This is a genomic window from Kocuria sp. UBA5001 (genome assembly GCF_002398425.1).
Lineage (GTDB): Bacteria > Actinomycetota > Actinomycetes > Actinomycetales > Micrococcaceae > Kocuria > Kocuria salsicia.
Genome location: NZ_DGYR01000010.1, coordinates 22,909 through 42,487 on the forward strand (window position 1 = coordinate 22,909; position 19,579 = coordinate 42,487).

At 67.5% G+C, this 19,579-nt stretch carries 16 protein-coding genes and 1 pseudogene; 9 read left to right on the top strand and 8 right to left on the bottom strand.

What is annotated here, in order from left to right; translation table 11 throughout:
* Nucleotides 1–97: 97 nt before the first annotated feature.
* Entirely contained in the window at nt 98–1,162 is a 1,065-nt protein-coding gene (locus tag B3G12_RS06420; RefSeq protein ID WP_145012255.1) for a lipoyl protein ligase domain-containing protein, read from the bottom strand.
* On the bottom strand, nt 1,163–2,941 hold the full coding sequence (locus B3G12_RS06425; protein ID WP_290499748.1) for a hypothetical protein: 1,779 nt from the start codon (nt 2,939–2,941) through the stop codon (nt 1,163–1,165). It lies immediately after the preceding gene.
* Nucleotides 2,942–3,269: 328 nt separating this feature from the next.
* On the opposite strand from B3G12_RS06425, the gene B3G12_RS06430 reads away from it, so the two are divergent.
* Both B3G12_RS06430 and B3G12_RS06435 read left to right on the top strand, forming a co-directional pair.
* Nucleotides 3,270–3,530 (top strand): type B 50S ribosomal protein L31, encoded by a 261-nt coding sequence (locus tag B3G12_RS06430; RefSeq protein ID WP_055083062.1) that lies wholly within the window; start codon nt 3,270–3,272, stop codon nt 3,528–3,530.
* Between the two features lie 290 nt (nt 3,531–3,820).
* A complete protein-coding gene (locus B3G12_RS06435; protein WP_290499749.1) occupies nt 3,821–5,869 on the top strand; it encodes a S8 family serine peptidase in 2,049 nt (682 codons plus the stop codon).
* Between the two features lie 190 nt (nt 5,870–6,059).
* Here the strand turns inward: B3G12_RS06435 and B3G12_RS06440 are convergent.
* Nucleotides 6,060–6,492, bottom strand: a pseudogene (locus tag B3G12_RS06440) (TrmH family RNA methyltransferase); the annotation flags it as partial.
* A 348-nt stretch (nt 6,493–6,840) separates the two neighbouring features.
* On the opposite strand from B3G12_RS06440, the gene B3G12_RS06445 reads away from it, so the two are divergent.
* A complete protein-coding gene (locus B3G12_RS06445) occupies nt 6,841–7,242 on the top strand; it encodes a helix-turn-helix domain-containing protein (protein ID WP_200570765.1) in 402 nt (133 codons plus the stop codon).
* Entirely contained in the window at nt 7,239–8,255 is a 1,017-nt protein-coding gene (locus B3G12_RS06450) for a PIN domain-containing protein (protein ID WP_290499750.1), read from the top strand. Before B3G12_RS06445 ends, B3G12_RS06450 begins: the two co-directional genes overlap by 4 nt.
* Before the next feature lie 502 nt (nt 8,256–8,757).
* Here the strand turns inward: B3G12_RS06450 and B3G12_RS06455 are convergent.
* The 3 genes from B3G12_RS06455 to B3G12_RS06465 are packed head-to-tail and all read right to left on the bottom strand — an operon-like array spanning nt 8,758 to nt 11,502.
* A complete protein-coding gene (locus tag B3G12_RS06455; RefSeq protein ID WP_290499751.1) occupies nt 8,758–10,644 on the bottom strand; it encodes a heavy metal translocating P-type ATPase in 1,887 nt (628 codons plus the stop codon).
* Nucleotides 10,641–10,862 (bottom strand): hypothetical protein, encoded by a 222-nt coding sequence (locus B3G12_RS06460; RefSeq protein ID WP_349678117.1) that lies wholly within the window; start codon nt 10,860–10,862, stop codon nt 10,641–10,643. The genes B3G12_RS06455 and B3G12_RS06460 overlap by 4 nt, the downstream gene beginning before the upstream one ends.
* Before the next feature lie 7 nt (nt 10,863–10,869).
* Nucleotides 10,870–11,502 (bottom strand): TetR/AcrR family transcriptional regulator, encoded by a 633-nt coding sequence (locus tag B3G12_RS06465; protein WP_290499752.1) that lies wholly within the window; start codon nt 11,500–11,502, stop codon nt 10,870–10,872.
* A 165-nt stretch (nt 11,503–11,667) separates the two neighbouring features.
* Here B3G12_RS06465 and B3G12_RS06470 point away from each other — a divergent pair, with 165 nt between their 5' ends.
* Entirely contained in the window at nt 11,668–13,233 is a 1,566-nt protein-coding gene (locus B3G12_RS06470; RefSeq protein WP_290499753.1) for an MFS transporter, read from the top strand.
* 323 nt (nt 13,234–13,556) lie between these two features.
* Here B3G12_RS06470 and B3G12_RS06475 read toward each other — a convergent pair whose 3' ends face one another.
* Complete coding sequence (locus B3G12_RS06475) at nt 13,557–15,080, bottom strand: multicopper oxidase family protein (protein ID WP_290499754.1); 1,524 nt, start codon at nt 15,078–15,080, stop codon at nt 13,557–13,559.
* A gap of 204 nt (nt 15,081–15,284) precedes the next feature.
* Nucleotides 15,285–15,761, bottom strand: a complete 477-nt coding sequence (locus B3G12_RS12450) for a DUF6153 family protein (RefSeq protein ID WP_414672729.1) — start codon at nt 15,759–15,761, stop codon at nt 15,285–15,287.
* Nucleotides 15,762–15,861: 100 nt separating this feature from the next.
* On the opposite strand from B3G12_RS12450, the gene B3G12_RS06480 reads away from it, so the two are divergent.
* From B3G12_RS06480 to B3G12_RS06495, 4 genes are all read left to right on the top strand, one after another.
* A complete protein-coding gene (locus tag B3G12_RS06480) occupies nt 15,862–16,071 on the top strand; it encodes a heavy-metal-associated domain-containing protein (protein ID WP_005884369.1) in 210 nt (69 codons plus the stop codon).
* Between the two features lie 70 nt (nt 16,072–16,141).
* Nucleotides 16,142–18,412 (top strand): heavy metal translocating P-type ATPase, encoded by a 2,271-nt coding sequence (locus tag B3G12_RS06485; RefSeq protein ID WP_290499755.1) that lies wholly within the window; start codon nt 16,142–16,144, stop codon nt 18,410–18,412.
* Between the two features lie 60 nt (nt 18,413–18,472).
* Nucleotides 18,473–18,814 carry a hypothetical protein gene (locus B3G12_RS12390; protein ID WP_349678118.1) on the top strand — a complete coding sequence of 114 codons (342 nt, stop codon included), beginning with the start codon at nt 18,473–18,475 and terminating at the stop codon, nt 18,812–18,814.
* Nucleotides 18,815–18,965: 151 nt separating this feature from the next.
* Nucleotides 18,966–19,559: a YdhK family protein gene (locus tag B3G12_RS06495; protein WP_290499756.1), complete on the top strand. Its 594-nt coding sequence runs from the start codon at nt 18,966–18,968 to the stop codon at nt 19,557–19,559.
* Nucleotides 19,560–19,579: the final 20 nt, after the last annotated feature.

Genomic DNA, 19,579 nt, shown 5'->3' on the forward strand with positions numbered 1-19,579 from the left:
ATCACGCGACGCTCACCCGATCCCTGGCTTCGGGATGCGGGCGGCATTCCGAGGCCAGGTGGAGCGGACGCAGTGGTGATTGCGTTTGCACATACTATTACGGCACCCGGTGAATCCACTCCTCGGTGCCGAACTTGTGCTCGATCAACTCCCTGGCCGCGGCGAGCTCGCTGTCTGAGACCTTACCAATCCTCGCCGCGTAGCGATCGGTGAAGGTGCGCGAGAGAGCGGCGATCACGTCCTCGCGCGCCATGCCCGTCTGACGGCGCAGCGGGTCCACACGCTTCTTCGCGGAGCGGATGCCCTTGTCGGAGAGCTTCTCCTTGCCCACGCGCAGCACGTCCGTCATCTTCTCGGCGTCGATGTCGTAGCTCATGGTCACGTGGTGGACCATCCCTCCGTTGGCGAAGCGCTTCTGGGCCGCCCCGCCGATCTTGCCCTGCGGGGTGGCGATGTCGTTCAGGGGCACGTAGAACGCCTCCACCCCCATGTCCTTGAAAGCCTGCATCACCCACGCGTCCAGGAACGGGTAGGAGTCAGCGAAGCTCAGCCCATCCACCAGGGTCTGCGGGAGGTAGAGGGAGTAGGTGATGCAGTTGCCGGCCTCCATGAACATGGCCCCGCCGCCGGAGACCCTGCGCACCACCTGCACTCCGTGGCGTTTCGCGGCCTCCGGGTCCACCTCGTTGGCCACCGACTGGAACGAGCCGATCACCACGGCCGGCTCGTCCCAGTCCCAGAATCGCAGCGTGGGGTTGCGCCGCCCCGCACCCACCTCGCGGGCGAGCACCTCGTCCAGTGCCAGGTTCTCCAGGGTGGGGCGCACCAGCGCGGGGATCACCTCCCACTCGTGGTCCGTCCAGCTCGTGGCCCGTGCCAGCGCACGCCGCACGGCAATCACCACCGCGCGGGCGTCGAAACCGAACAGCACCGCAGACGGCGGCAGCCCCGCTTCGATGCGCTGCACCATATCCTGGGGCGCGGTGTCCTCCGGCAGACCGGTCAGCGCGGCATTGATGTCCGCGAGGGCCTCGTCCGGTTCCAGGAAGAAGTCCCCGTTGATGGACACCCGTGCGAGGCGCCCGTCCTGGACCTCGAAGTCCGCGACCACCAGCTTCCCGCCGGGGACCTTGTACTCTCCGTGGGCGTGCGACGTGTTCATTCACTGTCCTCCGTTGCGTGTTGAGGTTCTTGAACCGCTGGGGTGCATCGTGCCAGACGGCGTACCGGTCGGCTCGGAGGGAACCCCGGTGCCGCTCGGTCCGGTCGATCGGTCGGATGGAGTAATGGTCAGAACGGAAGTCGTTCCCGCAGGGAGGGCGAGCGAAAACGTGCGTTCGCCGGCGTCGACTCCCGCCACGGCAGGTCTGCTAGCCGCGGGGGCGATGGGCAGACCGTAGCCGTCCACGGCGACCGAGCCCGATGCCACGGGGCGCACGGCTTCTTCGACGCTGAGCCCGATGGCGGGGTCCGCAGGATAGTCTGCGCCGTGCGACGTGCTTGCAGGGCTGGCGGTCGCGCCGGTGGACTGCCCCGCGTGGTCAAGGACGGTGTCCACGGGGTACTCGCTCGTCCACTCGGCGGCGCTCAGCTGGGCCTCCGTGACCCTCGCGACCCCGTCGGGCATGGTCACGGTGGTGGTCCGGGTGCCGGCTGTGCCGGGATCGCGGAAGTCGGAGAGGACGAGGGTCGTGGAACCGTCGTCGTGCTCCACCGCGTACCCGGTCAGGTCCGAAGTTCCCGTTGTGGCCGGATGCACCCTTCCGCTCGGAATGCTGGCGACGAGGGCCAGGGCCAGACCGTTGGCTCGAAGCGCGAAGCGTTCTCCTGGGTGGTCGATTGTTCCGTTGGCGCACAAGGGGGACATCGGCGCGCCTCCATGGCACGGAGCGAGCGATGAGTGGACGGCGATCCTCTCCGCTCCCCGGGACAGTGCCCGCACCGAGTACTCGGCTTGGAAGACCGCACTTGCCAGAGTCTCCGTGATCGCGTTGCTGCCCACGCACGCGGAGGCGGAGGTCTCCGTGATCCACAGCGGGGCGTCGTGGGACGCGGCGTCGACAGCGGCCCGCTGGACGAAAGAGTCCACGCGTTCCCGCGTGACGGAGCCCACCGCGTTGGCCACGGTGGGTCTCTGCTGCACGTTGTCCGTCCCGCACTCGGACAACGGGTACTGGTGCACCGCGAGGGCGAGCGGATTTGCGGCGCGCGATGCCGCCGCCGCGTCCCACCAGTCGGCTGAATACGCGCCTGGTGCCACGATTCGCAGACCTGGCACGCGCTCGTGGATGGCCGTCGAGTAGGCCGTGAGCTGGCGCGTGTACTGCAGGGTGTTCCACCCCGGTCCCTTGACGCTCAACCCAGGGGCGTCTTCATCGTGGAATCCGTTGGGTTCGTTGCCCACCATCACACCGATGAGCTGGTCCCCGAAGGCCTCGTGCGCGTGCTCGGCGAAGTCCGCGGCGCGGTCGGGGTCGTCGTGCGCGAGGTCCACGCTCACGATGACCGAAGCACCCGTAGCATCGGCAAATCCGGCGACCCGTTGCAGATCGGACGGCGTCACCCGGGTGATCCTCTCCCCCTCAGTGAGTTTCCAGTCCGTGGGGGCAGGTTCGTCGTCAGAGGTGAAGAACATTCTGCGGTCGGTGGAGTTGCCACCGGACCGAAGCGTAGGTCCGTTCAGCGCGCGAAAGATCGACACGAGGTCGTCGGAATCGCTGCCCAGGCGCTGGTCGGCCAGGTCGGTGGACTCGAAGGACAACCCCACGGCACCCTGCTGGTACTCACTGGCGTCGGACGGGGTTGTTGGCACCCGAACCGATGCGCTGGTGTCACCACGGGTGGGGGCGCTCGCCGGGTAGGCCTCGGGAGCATTTCTTGCCGCCACGACGTCCGCAGGGTCCACGTCGTGCAACGGGGCGTTGCGGGCCACCCCGCTCAAAGGCCCAGTCGGTGCTGGTTCCGGCTGCGCGGCGCATGCGCTCATCAGCAGGATTCCCACGCCCGAGAGCGCAAGGACGACGGAACGCGGCCTGCATCGAGATGAGTGACGCCTCCAGGAGGAACCCCTCAGTGGGAGCACACCACTTTCTGGGCTGACAGGGCAGGGGATTGTGGGCACCGGTCCACCCTACCGGCGGGTCCGAGTCCCCGGTCGACCGCTCGCCCGCGCGGGCGTATGCTGGTGCCTTGGTGCCCGCTTCCGAGCGCACCGCATCCGAGCAACGCCGTGCCTGGCAAAATCCAGGCACCTACAGAAGGTTGACACCATGAAGGCTGACATCCACCCGGACTACCACCCGGTCCTCTTCCGCGACCTCGCCTCCGGCAAGGTCGTGCTGACTCGTTCCACCGCCACCTCCTCCAAGACGGAGACGTGGGAGGACGGCAACGAGTACCCGATCATCGAGGTCGAGATCTCCTCCGAGTCCCACCCGTTCTACACGGGCAAGCAGCGGATCATGGACTCCGCCGGTCGCGTGGAGCGCTTCAACCAGCGCTTCGCGAACTTCGGGAAGTCCTCCAAGTAAGTCGGACTCGCTCCCTCCGGACGCCCGGCCCACCTCACGGTGGTGCCGGGCGTGCGTCATTCCAGGACACAGCGGGTCCCGGTTGCTTCGGGTCGGCGAACGCGCACGACCCCAACCGCCTGGGCGCGGGCGGCGTGGCCGCCCCCGGGTCGCGGACACGTCACGACACCTTCGGCGTGTCCGTCACCAAACTGTGATCTTTTGCATAGGATTGTGCACGGCTCAATCCCCCTCAGGCCCCGACGGTCCCCCCTTCCCTGCGTCGCGGCCAGCGAAAGGTCTCCCCACCGATGAAGACACCCTTCTCCCGCCGCTGCACCATGCCTGCAGCGCGCTACAGCTCCCGCCGTGCCGGTCTCGCTGACGGCTCCTCCCGTGGTGACCACGACGCCGCGGCGTCGTGGTCCTCCCTGACGGGCGTGCTGCGCCGGTCCGTGCTGCCGATCGCGGTGACCGCTGCCCTGGCGTTCTCCGCGCAGCCCGCCGTGGCGGCTCCCGAGAGCGGCCCGGACTCTCCCGCGAGCACCGTGCCGAACGACCCGCCCACCGAGTCCGACCGCGTGATCGTGAAGTTCCACGATCCCGCGGCCGCGGAGACCACCAAGGAAAAGGTGGTCGAAGAGGCCGCTGAGAACGCGCTGAGCGAGGCGAAGGCACCGGAGGTCAGCGAGAAGGTGAAGACCACCGCCGCACAGGCCGATGTGCTCGAGCTGGACCGCGAGCTGGACGAGACCGAGCAGAAGAAGCTCGTGGCCGAGATCCAGGCGGACCCGGCCGTGGAGTATGCGGAGGCGGACCGCCTCGCCTCCTCCTCCTGGATGCCCAACGACACCTACACGAACTACCAGTGGACCCTGTGGCCCCAGCAGGGCGGTGTGAACTTCACCCAGGCGTGGGACCTCTCCCGCGGCAACGGCCAGACCATCGCCGTGCTGGACACCGGGATCACCTCCCACGGGGACCTCAACTCCAAGGTGGTCCCCGGCCGGGACTTCATTAACGACACCGCCCTGTCCCGTGACGGGGACCTGCGCGACGCCAACCCCCAGGACCAGGGCGACTGGAGCGCCGCCGGCGAGTGCTCCCCCGCGGCCCGCAACTCCTCGTGGCACGGCACCCACGTGGCGGGTCTCGCCGCGGGTGTGACCAACAACGGCAACGGCATCGTCGGGGCCGCCCCGGGCGCGAAGATCCAGCCGGTGCGCGTGCTGGGCAAGTGCACCAACGGGTGGGTCTCGGACATCGCCGACGCCGTCGCGTGGTCCGCCGGCGCACCGGTGGCGGGACAGCCCGCCAACCGCACCCCCGCCACGGTCATCAACCTCTCGCTGAACTACCCGGGCGAGTGCGGGACCACCATGCAGAACGCCATCAACGCCGCCGTGAACCGGCGGGTGCCCGTGGTGGCTGCAGCGGGCAACTCCGCGGTCAACGCGGGCGGCACCGCCCCCGCCAACTGCGCGAACACCATCGTGGTGGGCGCCTCGGACAACAATGGCAACACGGCCAGCTACTCGAACACGGGCGCCGTCGTCGACGTGCTGGCACCGGGCGGCACCAGCCAGTACCCGATGCTCTCCACCGTCAACGCGGGCACACGCGGACCCGCCGGGGCCACGTACGGGAACATGTACGGCACGTCCATGGCCACCCCCCTGGTCTCCGGTACCGTGGCGCTGATGAAGCAGCGGGACCCGGCCATCACCCCCGCGCGCGTGGAGCAGATCCTCAAGTCCACCGCCAGCGGGCGCCTGGGGTCCCTGACCCTCAACCCGGCGGCCGCGGTGCGTGCCGTGGCTCCCACCGGCCAGGCTCAGGCCTCCTACACGGTCTCGGGCGGGATCGGCACCACGTGGCGCGCCACCGGGGGCGCGGCCAAGTGGGGCAACCCCGTGATGAACGAGGCCAACGCCGCGAACGGCGGGCGATACCAGGAGTTCGTGAAGAACGGGCGGAAGGTAACCATCTACTGGTCCAGCGGCACGGGCGCGAACGTCGTGGAGAACTCCACGGTGATCGGCAAGAAGTTCATCGCGGCCGGTCGTGAGCGCGGCTACGGTTTCCCGTCCTCCGGCGAGGCTCGTGTGAACGGCGGTTCCTACCAGATGTACCGCAAGGGCAGTTCGGTGACCAAGACCCTGTGGAGCGCCCGCTCCGGTGCCCACGCGGTGAAGGAGACCGGGGGGATCGGCGACGCCTGGAAGCGGGCCGGACTCGAGCGCGGCTGGGGCTGGCCCACCACGGACGAGTACACCTCCAACGGGGCGGTCCACCAGCGGTTCTCCCACGGCGTCACGGCCCACTGGACCGCCCAGCGCGGGGTGTGGACCACGCGCTGACGGCCCTCGCGCCACCTCGCCGCTGACACGCCGACGGGCGGTTTCCCACCAGGGGAGCCGCCCGTCGTCGTCTGTGAAACCGTGCCCGGTGGGCGCCCCTCGCACCGCGTGCCCGTCGCCGGGCCCTGGGGAGCTCTCACCGGGCTCGAGCGCGACGACGCCGCCCTGTACGGACCGCGGCTCAGCGGCCTCAGCGCGGCCGCGTCTCCCAGAACGCCACCGCACTCGCCGCCGCCACGTTGAGCGAGTCCACCCCCGTGGCTCATGGGGATGATCACGTGCCGGTCCGCGTGGTGCAGGGTGGCCGCCCCCAGCCCCTGGCCCTCGGTGCCAAGGATCAGTGCGAGCTTCTCCGGTGCCTCGGCCGCCAGGGCGTCCACGGTCACGGCGTCGTCGCTCAGGGCGAGTGCGGCGGTGAGGAACCCGGCGTCCTTGACGCGCTGCAGGTCCGCGGTCCAGTGCTCCAGGCGCACCCACGGAACCTGGAATACCGTGCCCATGGACACCCGCACCGCGCGCCGGTACAGGGGGTCCGCGCAGCGCGGGGTGACAAGCACGGCGTCGACGTCCAGGGCCGCGGCCGAGCGGAAGATGGCGCCCACGTTGGTCGGGTGTTCCAAAATACGCGCTCTGCCGACGGAGAAGGGCCGACTATTCGGAGGTACTCGTGTGACGCGCGAATTTTGACGACTTGTTCACCTGGCATACCACTATCGTCGCAGGCTGCTCGCTCCCGAACCAACCACGAAGCGCACTTCGGAGATCTTCCCTGCCTAGGCCCGGATGAGCATCGATGACCTGCGCCCCGTGTTCCACCCGCTGCGACCGTGCGGAACACTGCGATACGACAAGTCGCCCATGCCGCTGCACGCGCAGATGGACCGCCTCGCCGACTGCGGGTTCGACGCTCCCAACCGAGATCGCACGACATCCCTGTGCGTTTTGAGCGTTTAATGGCGTAGAATGAGGACATGACTGGAGCAATCACACATGACACGGCATCGCAGCTGCGCGATGCCGTGGATGAGGCTCTACGCGCCGCGCCGGAGATTACGGACAGCGCCCGCGCGGCGTTCGCTCGGCTGGTCGACGTACTCGAGTCCAGCGACGACGCGGTCGTGTTCCCGGCCGAGACAACGATCTCCACAAGCCAGGCGGCCGCGCTGCTCGGCGTCAGTCGAATGACCGTGGTGCGACTGGTCGATCGTGGCGAGATACGAGCGGAGACCAGCGTCGTGCACCGGCGGATCCCGGTGTCTGAACTGGCTCGCTACCAGGAGGAGACCCAGACGCGGAGGCGCTCCGCGATGGCCGAGCTCGCCGGCGACGTCACCGAGGGCACTCCCGCCGACCGGGTGATCGAGGTCCGGTGAGCGACGCTGCAGCGAGCATCCGAGTCGCCGTCCTCGACGCGTGCGCGCTGGTGCCGATCAGGCTCGCGACAACGCTGCTGTGGCTCGCCGAGGCAGGGATCTTCGAACTGCTCTGGTCGGACCAGATTCTCGACGAGGTGCAGCGCAACCTCCCAAAGCTCGGCATCAGCGAGGAGAAGGCCGCCCACCGGGTGCGCACGATGCGCGGTGCCTTTGGGGAAGCCGCACTCGTCGACGACTTTGACCATCTGATCGCGGACATGAGCTGTCACCCGAAGGACCGCCACGTGCTCGCGGCCGCAGTGCGTGCTGAAGCCGACACGCTCGTGACGTTCAACCTCAAGGACTTCCCGCCGGATTCGACGAGCGGCTGGCAGGTCGATGCACTCCACCCGGACACGTTCCTGACCGGCCTGCTCGCCGACAACCCCATCGAGGTCGTCGAGGCTCTGCACAAGGGCAGCACCGACCTGAGAAATCCGGCTCAGACTGCCTCAGATTTCCTCGTCTCGCTGACCGCGACGGTGCCGATCTTCGCCAACCTTGCCGCCGACCAAATCCGCTCCCGCGCTGAGAGCCCCGACGGGCCCGCCTCACCGATCACAGCGCTTGTCAGTGCCGACCAGGACGAGGCCCTGGCAGCGTTCGGCGAGGTCGGAGACCTGACCGACCCCGCGCAGGTCGCTCTCCAGTGGTGGACCGCACTCGATGCAGAACCCGAGGTGGCGCGCGGGCTCACGTTCGCACCCCGCGCGTGGGGCGACTACCAGTGGGCCGTGGACATGCTCGCCGACAAGTCACTCGCGTCAAGAGTGATCCGAGCCGTCGACGAACCAGACCTTATCGCGTTCATGCGCTTCATTCCTGAGGTCGCCACCGCCGCGCAGGCGTTCGCCGCCTACGCGACGACTGTCACTTTTCTCACCCTGGTCAGGCTCGACGACTGTACGTGGCGGGTGTGGGGTCTGGGCCCGGCGCTCCTGGCCGCAAGGGACATTGTTGACGACGCATAGGGCAGGGAAGTCGCTGCCGCCGAGCCTCTTCACGCGACGCTGATCGTTAACTGCCGGACGGCTCTTGATCTTCCGCAGTCCTGAAGTTGATCTCCTGCTCTGCCCGCGAGCCCCATTTTCGACATCAGTGGTGGCCACCGTGAGCTAGACCCTCTTCGTTACGACTTCAGCGCCATGCTTACTCTTAGGGGCGGTGACCCGGTGCACGGTGAAAGATCTGGTCATGCATGAGGCTGTGATGCTATCTGCAGCGACAAGGGGAAACGCGGCGGTCACCACATGTGCATGAGATCCAGGTTTGGCGGTCGGGGCCAGCGGAATCGAGAAGATCCAGGAGCAGGAAAGGCTCTGCTCGACCGCCCTTCGGCATCATCAAGTGTCTCGTCATATCGATCCCAGACGACGCATCCCGGGGACACGGTTTCGAACCTCGATCTCCAGCCAAGAGCCGGAACCAAGTTCCGTCTCGTTCGGAAGATGTTCACGAGACCCCGCTCGTCAATCAGCGCCGCCGACCGGGGATGAGCCGCGCCGAGTTCAGGATGAACGCGGTCTCGCTACCGACGTGGATGAACGCCGCCAGCACCGGGGAGAGCAGACCGACCGCCGCGAGGACCATGCCGACGAGGTCGACGGCGATGGTGCCGACGAAGTTGAACATCACGATCCGCCGGGCGCGGCGGGCCACATGCACGGTGCGCACGAGGTCGTGGATGTCGGAGCTTATCAGCACGATGTCCGAGCTCTCCCGGGCGATGTCGGTGCCCGACCCCATGGCGATGCCGACCTGAGCGCGGGCCAACGCGGGCGCGTCGTTCACGCCGTCGCCGACCATCGCGAGGCGGTGGCCCAAGGCGCGCTCGGCGTCGATCGCAGCGAGCTTCTCGTCGGGCAGCAGCCCGGCCCGCACGTCGTCGATGCCAAGCTCGGCTGCGATTGCGCGTGCAGTGGCCTCCTGGTCGCCGGTGATGATCATCGTCCGCAGCCCGCGCCGGTGCAGCTCGGCCACGGCCGCTCCCGCCCCCTCGCGGAGGGTGTCGGCCAGCAGGATCGTACCTGCGTACTCGCCGTCGACGCCGACGTGCACTGCTGTGGCGGTGCCCTGACCGTCGATGGTCTCCGGGGCGTCGGGGACGAGCGCCAGGTTTCCCGCGGCGACCGCCTTGCCGGCCACCTTCGCGGTGACTCCCCTGCCGGGCAGGTAGGAGAAGTCGTCGCACGGGCCGATCGAAAGTCCCTGCGCGCGGGCGTGGTCGACGACGCCCTGCCCGAGCGGGTGCTCGGAGTAGGACTCCGCCGCGGCAGCCAGCACCAGCAGGCCATCATCAGTGATCCCTTCGACGACCCTGACGTCGACGACGTCCGGAGCACCGGTGGTCAGAGTGCCCGTCTTGTCGAAGACGACCGTGTCGACCGTCGAGAGCGCCTCGAGGTGCGCGCCGGACTTGACGAACGCCCCGGACCGGGCGATCCGGGCGATCGCCGCCAACACGGCCAGGGGCGTGCCCGCGGCGATGCCGCAGGCACCGGCGACCACGACGACCGAGATCGTCGAGGTCAGGTCGCGGGTGACCAAGAAGGTGATCGCCGCGCCGAACAGGGCGAGGTAGACCAGCCAGGCGGCGAGTCGGTCGGCCAGGCGCTGCACCGGCGGCTCGCTCGACTGCGCCTCCTTGACCGCGGCGATGATCCGGCCGTAGGAGGAGTCGGTGCCGACCCGCTCGGCGCGTACCTCGACCGCGCCGACCTGGTTGACTGACCCGGCGAACACCTCGTTGCCGACCGCGATGTCGACCGGCAGCGGCTCGCCGGTGATGCGCGACTGGTCTGCTGTGGACTCGCCAACGACCACAGTGCCGTCGACCGGGATCCGACCGCCGGGGACGACCACGACGACGTCGCCCTCGACCACCTCGGTCAGAGGCACCTCGGTCAGAGGCACCTCGGTGACGCCGTTGTTCCGGTGGACCCGTACGGCCTCGGGCAGGAACGACATGAGGTCGGTCAGCGCGTCGCGCCCCCGGTCCATGGAGAGATCCTCGAGGATCTCGGCGGCGAGGACGAAAGCGGTGATCACCAGCGAGGTGGCCCACTCCCCGATCGCGGCCGCGGCGACGATCGCGATGAGCATGGATAGCTCCATGCTCATCCGGCGGTGCCGGATGTCTTCAAACGCCTCGGTCGCGATCGGCCAGTAGCCCACCACGAGTCCGACCAACGCCAGCACCGGGACAACCGGCCAGGGCCAGGTCAGCCCGAGGGCGACCCCGGCGGCGCACACGGCGACGAACAGCGTCCGGGTCAGGTCGCCGCGATCGATGCGCCGCCACAGGCTCGTGCCCGATGGCACCGTCACTGCCTCGGCATCGTCTCTGGTCTCGGCGGTCAACGTCCGGATCCATGGGAATCCGCGTCGGCGGTGATGATACCGTCGGTCGTCAGGTGGTGGGCGGGTGCCCCGATGACGACGTGATGGGCCTGGAAGACCGCGTGCGCGACGAGTTCGCGGGCGTGCTCGTCGATGAGGCTGTAAAAGGCTCGATTGCCCTCCTGCCGCGCCGCGACAATTTTGCCCCACCGCAGCTTGGCCAGGTGCTGGGAAATCACGGTCGAGTCAGACGCGATCGTTAGCAGCGAAGGCAGAGTGCAGAGTGGCGACGATGACGCGAGCCGCGTCATCACGGTCGAGTCGACCGGCTGTGACCTCCTCGGCTGCGGCGTTCATCGTGAGGTGGGTGACCGCGAGCAGCCAGCCGACCGGCAGGTCCGCACGGAAGACCCCTTCGCGCTGGCCGCGCTCTAGAAGGCTCCTCAACCGGGCTTCGGCCTTCTCATGCATCTCGCGGATGCGGGCCGGCTGCAGTTCGCGCTGAGCCACCACGAGCACGGCGCGGATGCGCTCCAAGAGCATCCAGCTCGAGGTGATCAGGGCTTCGAACGCCTCGCCTGGATCACCGTCGAGGGGCACGTCGGCCAGGACGGCCTCCGCCCCTTCCAGGCCGTCGACGAGGGTTGCATCGATGAGCTCGGCCCGGGTTTTGAAGTGCCCGTAGAGGGTCATCCGGCCGACGCCCGCCTCGGCGGCGATGTCTGCGACGGAGGCATCGGGATCCTTCCGGAGCGCGTCCGGCGTCGCCGCGAGGATCTTCGCCCGGTTGCGCTGGGCGTCGGCCCGCTGGTTGGCCGTCTTTCCTCGACGCACCGGCTGCTGTCCACCAGCGCCGGTCGCACCCTTACCGTTCGGCATGCTCCACCTCTAACTCGTACGGGAATATACGAGCTAGTATAGCGGTTGGATGTCGTACACCAATGATCGACTTCGGTTAAGGGCACCTCGCCCGTGACACCCCTGTCGAGAACGAAAGGACCAATGCAGCCATGAGAACGACGATGCAGAACAAGGAGGTGCGCCATGTCTGAGACGAATGCACCCGCACCCAGGACCGGGCCGAAGCAGTGGTGGGGGCTCGCGGTCCTCGTGATTCCGTCGACCCTGCTGTTCATGATGCTGACGATCCTGTTCCTGGCGGCCCCGAACATGGCTGCCGACCTGAACCCGACGAGCGCACAACTGCTGTGGATCCTCGACATCTACGGGTTCGTCATGGCCGGATTCTTGGTCGCTATGGGCGTTCTCGGCGATCGGATAGGCAAGCGGCTGCTCATGGTGATCGGCGCGGTTCTCTTCGGGATCGTGTCCATCGCTGCAGCGTTGACGACCAGTCCCGAGCTGATGATCGCCTGGCGCGCCGTCCTCGGCGTGGGAGGAGCCATGATGCTTCCGTCCACGCTGGGACTGATCTTCGTGCTCTTCGCCGACCCGAAGGCTCGGGGTGTCGCGATCGGTGTGTGGGCCGGCGGGATCTCCGCCGGCGTCGCCCTTGGACCGCTTCTGTCCGGGCTGCTGCTCGAAGCCTTCGGCTGGCAGGCGACGTTCCTCGTCGCGGTGCCCGTGATGGCACTGGTGGCCATCGGCGCGCCGCTTCTGCTGCCCGAGCACAAGGATCCGAGTGCGAAGATCGATCTGTTCAGCGCACTGCTCCTGGTCGCGTCGCTGCTGGCCATCATCTACGGTGTCAAACGCCTCGCGACCCAGGAGCCGGCCGGTCCGTCAATCGGCCTGTTGATCGCCGGAGCACTGGTCGGGATGTGGTTCGTGATTCGGCAGCTGCGTGCGCAGCAGCCATTACTGGACGTGCGCCTGTTCGCCAATCGCACCGTCAGCGGGGCACTTGCGGTGTTCCTGCTCTCGGCCGCGGCGCTGGGCGGGGTGTACTCGCTGTTCACCCAGTACCTGCAGCAGGTCCAGGGGCTTTCGCCCATGCAGGCTGGGCTGTCGATTCTGCCCGCCGCGGCGGTCCTCATCGTGGTCTCGACCCTCTCGCCCATGCTCGCCCGCAGATTCCGGCCAGGGAACGTGATCGCCGTCGGGTTGCTCACCCAGGTCGTCGGCTACGTCCTGTTCGCTCAGCTCGATGCCGGTACCGGTCTTGCGCTGGTGATCGCGAGCTTCGTCGTCACCTACCCCGGGGTCGCGCCGTCCCTGGCGCTGACCACGGACCTGGTGGTGAGTTCGGTCCCGCCGGAGAAGGCCGGCGGTGCGTCCGGGCTCGCGACGACCGTCAACGATCTGGGCATCTCCCTGGGTGTCGCGGTCATCGGCAGCGTCGGGATCGCAGCCTACCGCAGCCAGCTCAGCGACTCCTTGCCGAATGGACTGCCACCGGAGGCGGCGGCCGCGGCCGAGACTGGTATCGACGGTGCCATCGCTGCCGCCGGACAACTGCCCGGCGACCTCGGCGAGGCACTGACGACTGCGGCCGAGCAGGCGTTCACCGGCGGACTCAACGCCGCCGGGATCACCTCCGCGGCCATCGCCGCCGTCGCCACCGTCATCGCCGCCGTCAGGCTGCGCCACATCCGCCCCACCGGGCAGGCCCACGACGACGCCGAGAAGGAGCCCGCTCAGGAGCCCTGATGCACCCCTGCGCTTCGTGTCCGGTGGGGCGAACGTCTCTGCCGGACACGAAGCGCCTACAACCGCCACCCGTACACCGAGGATACGGCAGGTCCGTCCCGCGAAATGGAGTGCCTGAACCACGCCGAAAAAGTGTGATGACGATGATCAATACTTCTATCGACACCGTCGGACACTCACCGACGATCCGGCGCGTGCTGCACTTTCTGCTCCCATGCGCCGCGCCGGAGGCATCGGATCGTTTCTCCCGAGCAGCGCAGACGCCATGTCCGCACAACTGAGTCGCCGGCCACGCACCCGAAGAGGTGCGCGGCCCCGATGTCTCAGTTCACCTGGTAGGCGATCGTCGTCATCATCCCGGCTTCCCCGTGGTAGACGTTGTGGCAATGCGAGAGCCACCGCCCGGGATTGTCAGCATCGAACTCGACCCGCAACGTCGTGCCAGGCACAACGATCGAGGTGTCCTTGCGCGGCCCTCCCCCGGAATGCTGGTAGGTGTGTCCGTGCAGGTGCATCGGATGCCACATCTCAGTCGAGTTCTTGAACTCGAGAGCGACCCGCTCCCCTTCGACGATACCGAGGGCATCGCGCATCGGCTTGTCCATGTTCATGCGCTTGCCATTGATCGCCCAGTCATACTTCTCCATGCCACCGGTCAGCTCAAGCGAGAGGGTGCGGTCGACAGCGCGCTTCGGCAGGGCGACAGAGCTCGCGGCTTTGAGGCTGTCCGCGGTCGCCGGGCTCTTCTGCTGGGGCAGCTTCACATCCTTCGCGGGCGCGGATCCCGACCCGGTGCGCAGAACGGCAAGGGCCTGGTCCTGCTTCCCTAGGGCTTCGGCGATGACTGCGAATGTGCCGTCGCCGGCACTGACGACTGCATCGTACCGCTCCCCCATCCCGAGCACGATGCTTTCTGCTTTGAAGGGTTTGACGGGGAATCCGTCGGAGTGCGTGATCGTCAACTCGTGTTCAGTGACACCGAAGCGGAAAGCGGTGTCGCCACCGGCATTGATGATCCTCAGCCTGATCCGCTCACCAGGCTTGGCGGCAAAGGTCTGTGGGTCGTTGGCGGGCTTACCGTTGATCAGGTAGAGCGGGTAGTAGACGTCGCCTGCGTCGCCGCCGAGAAGAGGTGAGGTCGCGCCCATGAGGGTGTTGCCCATTCGCATCGGGCCCATGTCCATGTCCCCGTGTCCCCCGCTATCGTGGTCCATCATTCCCTGGCCGAGCTCCTTCATCACTTCGTCCGGTGTCGCGGTGATGCCGTCGAGCCAGTCGTCGAGGACGATGACCCATTCCTTGTCGTAGTCGCCCTTCTCGTTCGGGTCATCGATGATCAGCGGCGCGTACAGGCCACGGTCTTGCTGCGTGCCGACGTGGGGATGGAACCAGAACGTGCCTGATTCGGGCAGTGTGAACTCGTAATCAAACGACCCGCCAGGCTTCACGGCATCCTGGGTGAGGCTCGGCACGCCGTCCATGTCGTTGCGTAGTGCCAGCCCGTGCCAGTGGACGCTGGTCGGCTCAGAGAGATCGTTGGTGAAGGCGACTTTCAGGGTGTCGCCGACGTTGCCGCGCAGCGGTTTGGTCGCCGAGGCTCCCCTGTAGGCCCAGGTCTTCGCGGTCTTCCCGCCGAGGTCGAGGGTAACCGGCTCGGCGGTCATCGCCCGCTGCACGATCACTCCGGTGCTGCGGCGCTTCGCCTCGGCACCGCTGACCGCGGCGCTGCTGGGTCTCACGAACGAGGGGGTCTTGTTGCCAGCGGTACTGCATCCGGCGAGGCCGGCGGCGGTGAGGGTCAATGCGCTGACGGAGAGGAACTGGCGACGGTTCAGGGTGGAATGCATGGATGATGTCCTTGTGTGTCGGTGGTGAGCGGAGCCACGGCATCGCGCTTGCGCGCTCGACGATCACGGATGGTCGGAGACGCAGGGCAGCGTGGGCCCAGAAGCGGGGCCATCGTTGTGGGACACGGTGTCGTGGCAGGCGCGGCAGAGTCGTGGACCCGCCGAGGTGGCTGACTGAGGAGCGCACAGTCGGCGCTCCTCTGCTCACGTTCGGTGTATCGACAGCTCCAAATGCGTCAGCGCAAACCTGCGAGGCGTCTCGGACGGCGGCATCGGCAGGGGCGCAGAGACAGGCGCGAGGACATTCGCGGCGGACGGAACGGGAAGGGCCGGAATGCTCTCGGCCGTAGGTGCGGAGACACAGGTAGAGTCGCCGCCGTTCATGGCGTCTGCACACCCGCCGGAACCGTGCACCGCGCGCTGCGCCCCGGACGCGCTCGACATGGAGGCGGTAGTCGTCGTTCCGGCCGACTGCGAGGATGCATGAGCCGACGACGCCATGGAAGTCGTCGACGCTGCCGACCCGCCGATAAACGCGTGCATGCCGAGGAGACCCATGATCAGCAGTGCAGTGAGTACGACGAGCCGCAGCCAGTGCTGGCCGCGGCAGGGTTCAGGAGACGCGCTCTTCACAGCCACAGCATACCCCGGTGGCGTATCACCTCGAAACGTTGGGTCCATTCAAGAGCGAGCCCGACTCACCTTGCAGGAATACCCTATATGGGTATACGGTTCACAAAATGGTACCCGCCGGGGGTACCCGAATAGAGAGGGTTATCCGATGACTGCCAACGAGTACCAAGTGACGGGCATGACTTGCGGGCACTGCGAGGCGTCAGTCCGCGAGGAGGTCGGCGAGATCGCCGGTGTCACCGGCATCGAGGTCAGCGCCGAGACGGGAAGGCTCGTGGTCACCACCTCCGGCGAGATCGACGACGCACAGGTCCTGGCTGCCGTCGAAGAGGCCGGCTATTCGGCCGTGCGCGCCTGATGAAGGCCCCGGCCAGCCTCGCGGCCCACGGCACTGCATGGCCGCGGCAGAGCAGAGAGAAGGAAGTGACATGAGCGCACCAGCGCCACTGAGTGCGGACAGCGGCATCGAGCTGGAGGTCGGTGGGATGACCTGCGCCTCCTGCGCGAACAGGATCGAGCGCAAGCTCAACAAGCTCGACGGCGTCACCGCGAGCGTCAACTACGCCACCGAAAAGGCCAAGGTCACCGTGCCCGCCGGCTATGACCCGGCCCTTCTGGTCGCGGAGGTCGAAAAGACCGGCTACACCGCCGCCCTGCCCCGGCCCGAAGCTGCGACGACGGACTCCGAAGGCAACGATCAGGACCCAGCCGATGACCCCGAACTGACCTCGCTGAAGCAGAGGCTGATCGGGTCGATCGTGCTCACCGTCCCGGTAATCGCGATGGCCATGGTTCCGGTCCTGCAGTTCACCTACTGGCAGTGGGCTTCGCTGGCTCTGGCCGCGCCGGTGATCGTCTGGGCGGGGTGGCCGTTCCACAAGGCCGCATGGACCAACCTCAAGCACGGCACAGCCACGATGGACACCCTCGTCTCGATGGGCACGAGCGCGGCGTTCCTGTGGTCGCTCTATGCATTGTTCCTCGGCCACGCCGGCATGCCGGGGATGACGCATCCCTTCGAGTTCACCATCGCGCCGTCCGACGGCGCGGGCAACATCTACCTCGAGGCCGCCGCGGGTGTGACGATGTTCATCCTCGCCGGCCGCTACTTCGAGAAGCGCTCCAAGCGACAGGCCGGTGCCGCACTGCGCGCCCTGCTCGACCTCGGGGCGAAAGAGGTCTCCGTCCTGCGCGACGGCGTCGAGACTAAGATCCCGACCGGAGAGTTGGCCGTCGGTGACGAGTTCGTCGTCCGCCCCGGCGAGAAGATCGCCACCGACGGCACTGTCATGACCGGCACCTCGGCCGTGGACGCATCCATGCTCACCGGCGAGTCCGTTCCCGTCGAGGTCGTCGCCGGCGACGCGGTGGCTGGGGCCACGGTCAACGCTGGCGGGCGTCTTGTCGTGCGGGCGACCCGGGTCGGTTCGGATACGCAGCTGGCACAGATGGCCAAGCTGGTGGAGGATGCCCAGTCCGGCAAGGCCGCCGCCCAGCGCCTGGCCGACCGGATCTCCGGCATCTTCGTACCGATCGTCATCGCCATCGCCCTCGTCACGCTCGGCGCATGGCTGATCTTCGGACCCGGCATCTCCGCCGCCTTCACCGCAGCCGTGGCAGTCCTCGTCATCGCCTGCCCCTGCGCCCTCGGCCTGGCCACCCCGACAGCACTGCTGGTCGGGACCGGCCGCGGCGCACAGATGGGCGTCCTCATCAAGGGCCCCGAAGTCCTCGAATCCACGCGCAAGGTCGACACCGTCGTCCTCGACAAGACCGGCACCGTCACCACCGGCAAGATGACCCTGGTCGACGCAATCACCGAGCCGGACACTGACCGCACCGAGCTGCTTCGCCTCGCCGGCGCTTTGGAAGACGCCTCCGAGCACCCGATCGCCCAGGCCATCGCCAAGGGCGCGGCCGTGGAGGTCGGGCAGCTGCCGACACCGGAGGACTTCGCCAACATCGAGGGCAAAGGCGTCCAGGGCGTCGTCGACGGCCGCGGCGCGCTCGTCGGCCGAGAGTCCCTGCTGGCCGAATGGTCACAGCACCTCTCCTCCGATGTCGCAGCCGCCAAGGCCGCGGCCGAGGACGAAGGTAAGACCGTCGTCGCCGTCGGCTGGGACGGACAGGCCCGCGGGATCCTCGTCGTCGCCGACACTGTCAAGCCCACCAGCGCCGAGGCGATCCAAGGCCTGAAGGACCTGGGTCTCACTCCGGTCCTGCTCACCGGCGACAACGAGGCCGTGGCCCGTCGGATCGCCGCCGAGGTCGGCATCGAGAAGGTCATCGCCGAGGTCCTGCCCAAGGACAAGGTCGACGTCGTCACCGGACTCCAGGGCGAGGGCAAGGTCGTCGCGATGGTCGGCGACGGCGTCAACGACGCCCCAGCACTGTCCCAGGCCGACCTGGGCCTGGCGATGGGCACCGGCACCGACGTCGCCATCGAGGCCTCCGACATCACCCTCGTGCGCGGGGACCTGCGGGCCGCGGTGGACGCGATCCGGCTCTCCCGCAAAACACTGGGCACAATCAAGTCCAACCTGTTCTGGGCCTTCGCCTACAACGTCGCGGCCATCCCTGTCGCAGCGCTGGGCATGCTCAATCCCATGCTCGCAGGCGCGGCGATGGCGTTCTCATCCGTCTTCGTCGTTGGCAACAGCCTCCGCCTGCGCGGGTTCCGCAGTGTCGCCAAACAGTGACGCCGCAGAACCCATCTCAGCCACACGAACACACGAACACACGAAAGGCATTGACCGAGAATGAGCAACGAACACCAGACACCCACCAGCTGCTGCAGCACCTCCCCTGCACCCGCAGCATCCGCCGACGAGGCAGCTGTCAGCACCGACTCCAGCTGCTGCGGCACGGCCAGCCAGGGAAGCCCCGAGGTCGAGGCCGGCCATCGCGAGAACCTAATCGTCGAAGGCGGCGACGACATGACCACCTGCCCCGTCATGGTCGGCAACCCTGTCAGTAAAAAAGCAGCAGAAGAAAAGGGCCTCTTCCGCGACTACGACGGGCAGCGCTACTGGCTCTGCTGCCCCGGCTGCGGACCGACCTTCGACTCCGACCCCGCCAAGTACGCCGCCAACATGGCTTGATCCACAGGCGCACCGGGACTGCAGCATCACCACTGCCGCCCTGGGTCTCGAGATCGAAGCTAATCGGTTCCACGCCCGTCGATCGACCTCTTGACTTATACCCCTTAGGGGTATGTTCTCGATGGGGTCAGACTAATGAATTGGAGATTTTATGCGTAAACGCCTCATGACCACCGTCGCCGCAGGAGTCCTCGGCGGAGCACTCGTGCTCACCGGCTGCAGCACTGGCGGAGACCAGGAACAGGCGACGCCCTCGTCGACCAGTCAGCACGAGGGCCACGGAAGCAGTGGCAGCAGCGACGGCGGCGGGATGGAGCACCCGATGGACGGTGGTCCCGCCCCCGCCGGCATCGAGAAGGCCGCGTCGCCGAAGTACCCGGTCGGCACCGAGGTCACGCTCACCGCCGACCACATGGAGGGCATGGGCGGCGCAAACGCCACGATCGTCGGCGCGTTCGACACCTACACCTACGCGGTGAACTTCACGCCCACCACTGGCGGGGATCCGATCAAGGACCACAAGTGGGTCGTGCAGGAGGAGATCAAGGACGCTGGTGATCAGCGTCTGGCCGACGGCACTGAGGCCACCTTGGAGGCCGAGCACATGGAAGGCATGAAGGGCGCGAAGGCGACCATCGCCTCCTCCACCGACGAGACCGTCTACATGGTCGACTACGAGTCCGACGGCATGACCATGACGAACCACAAGTGGGTCGTCGAGAGCGAGATCCAGCCGGCCTCCTGAGCCGGCCGCACGAGGGGAGC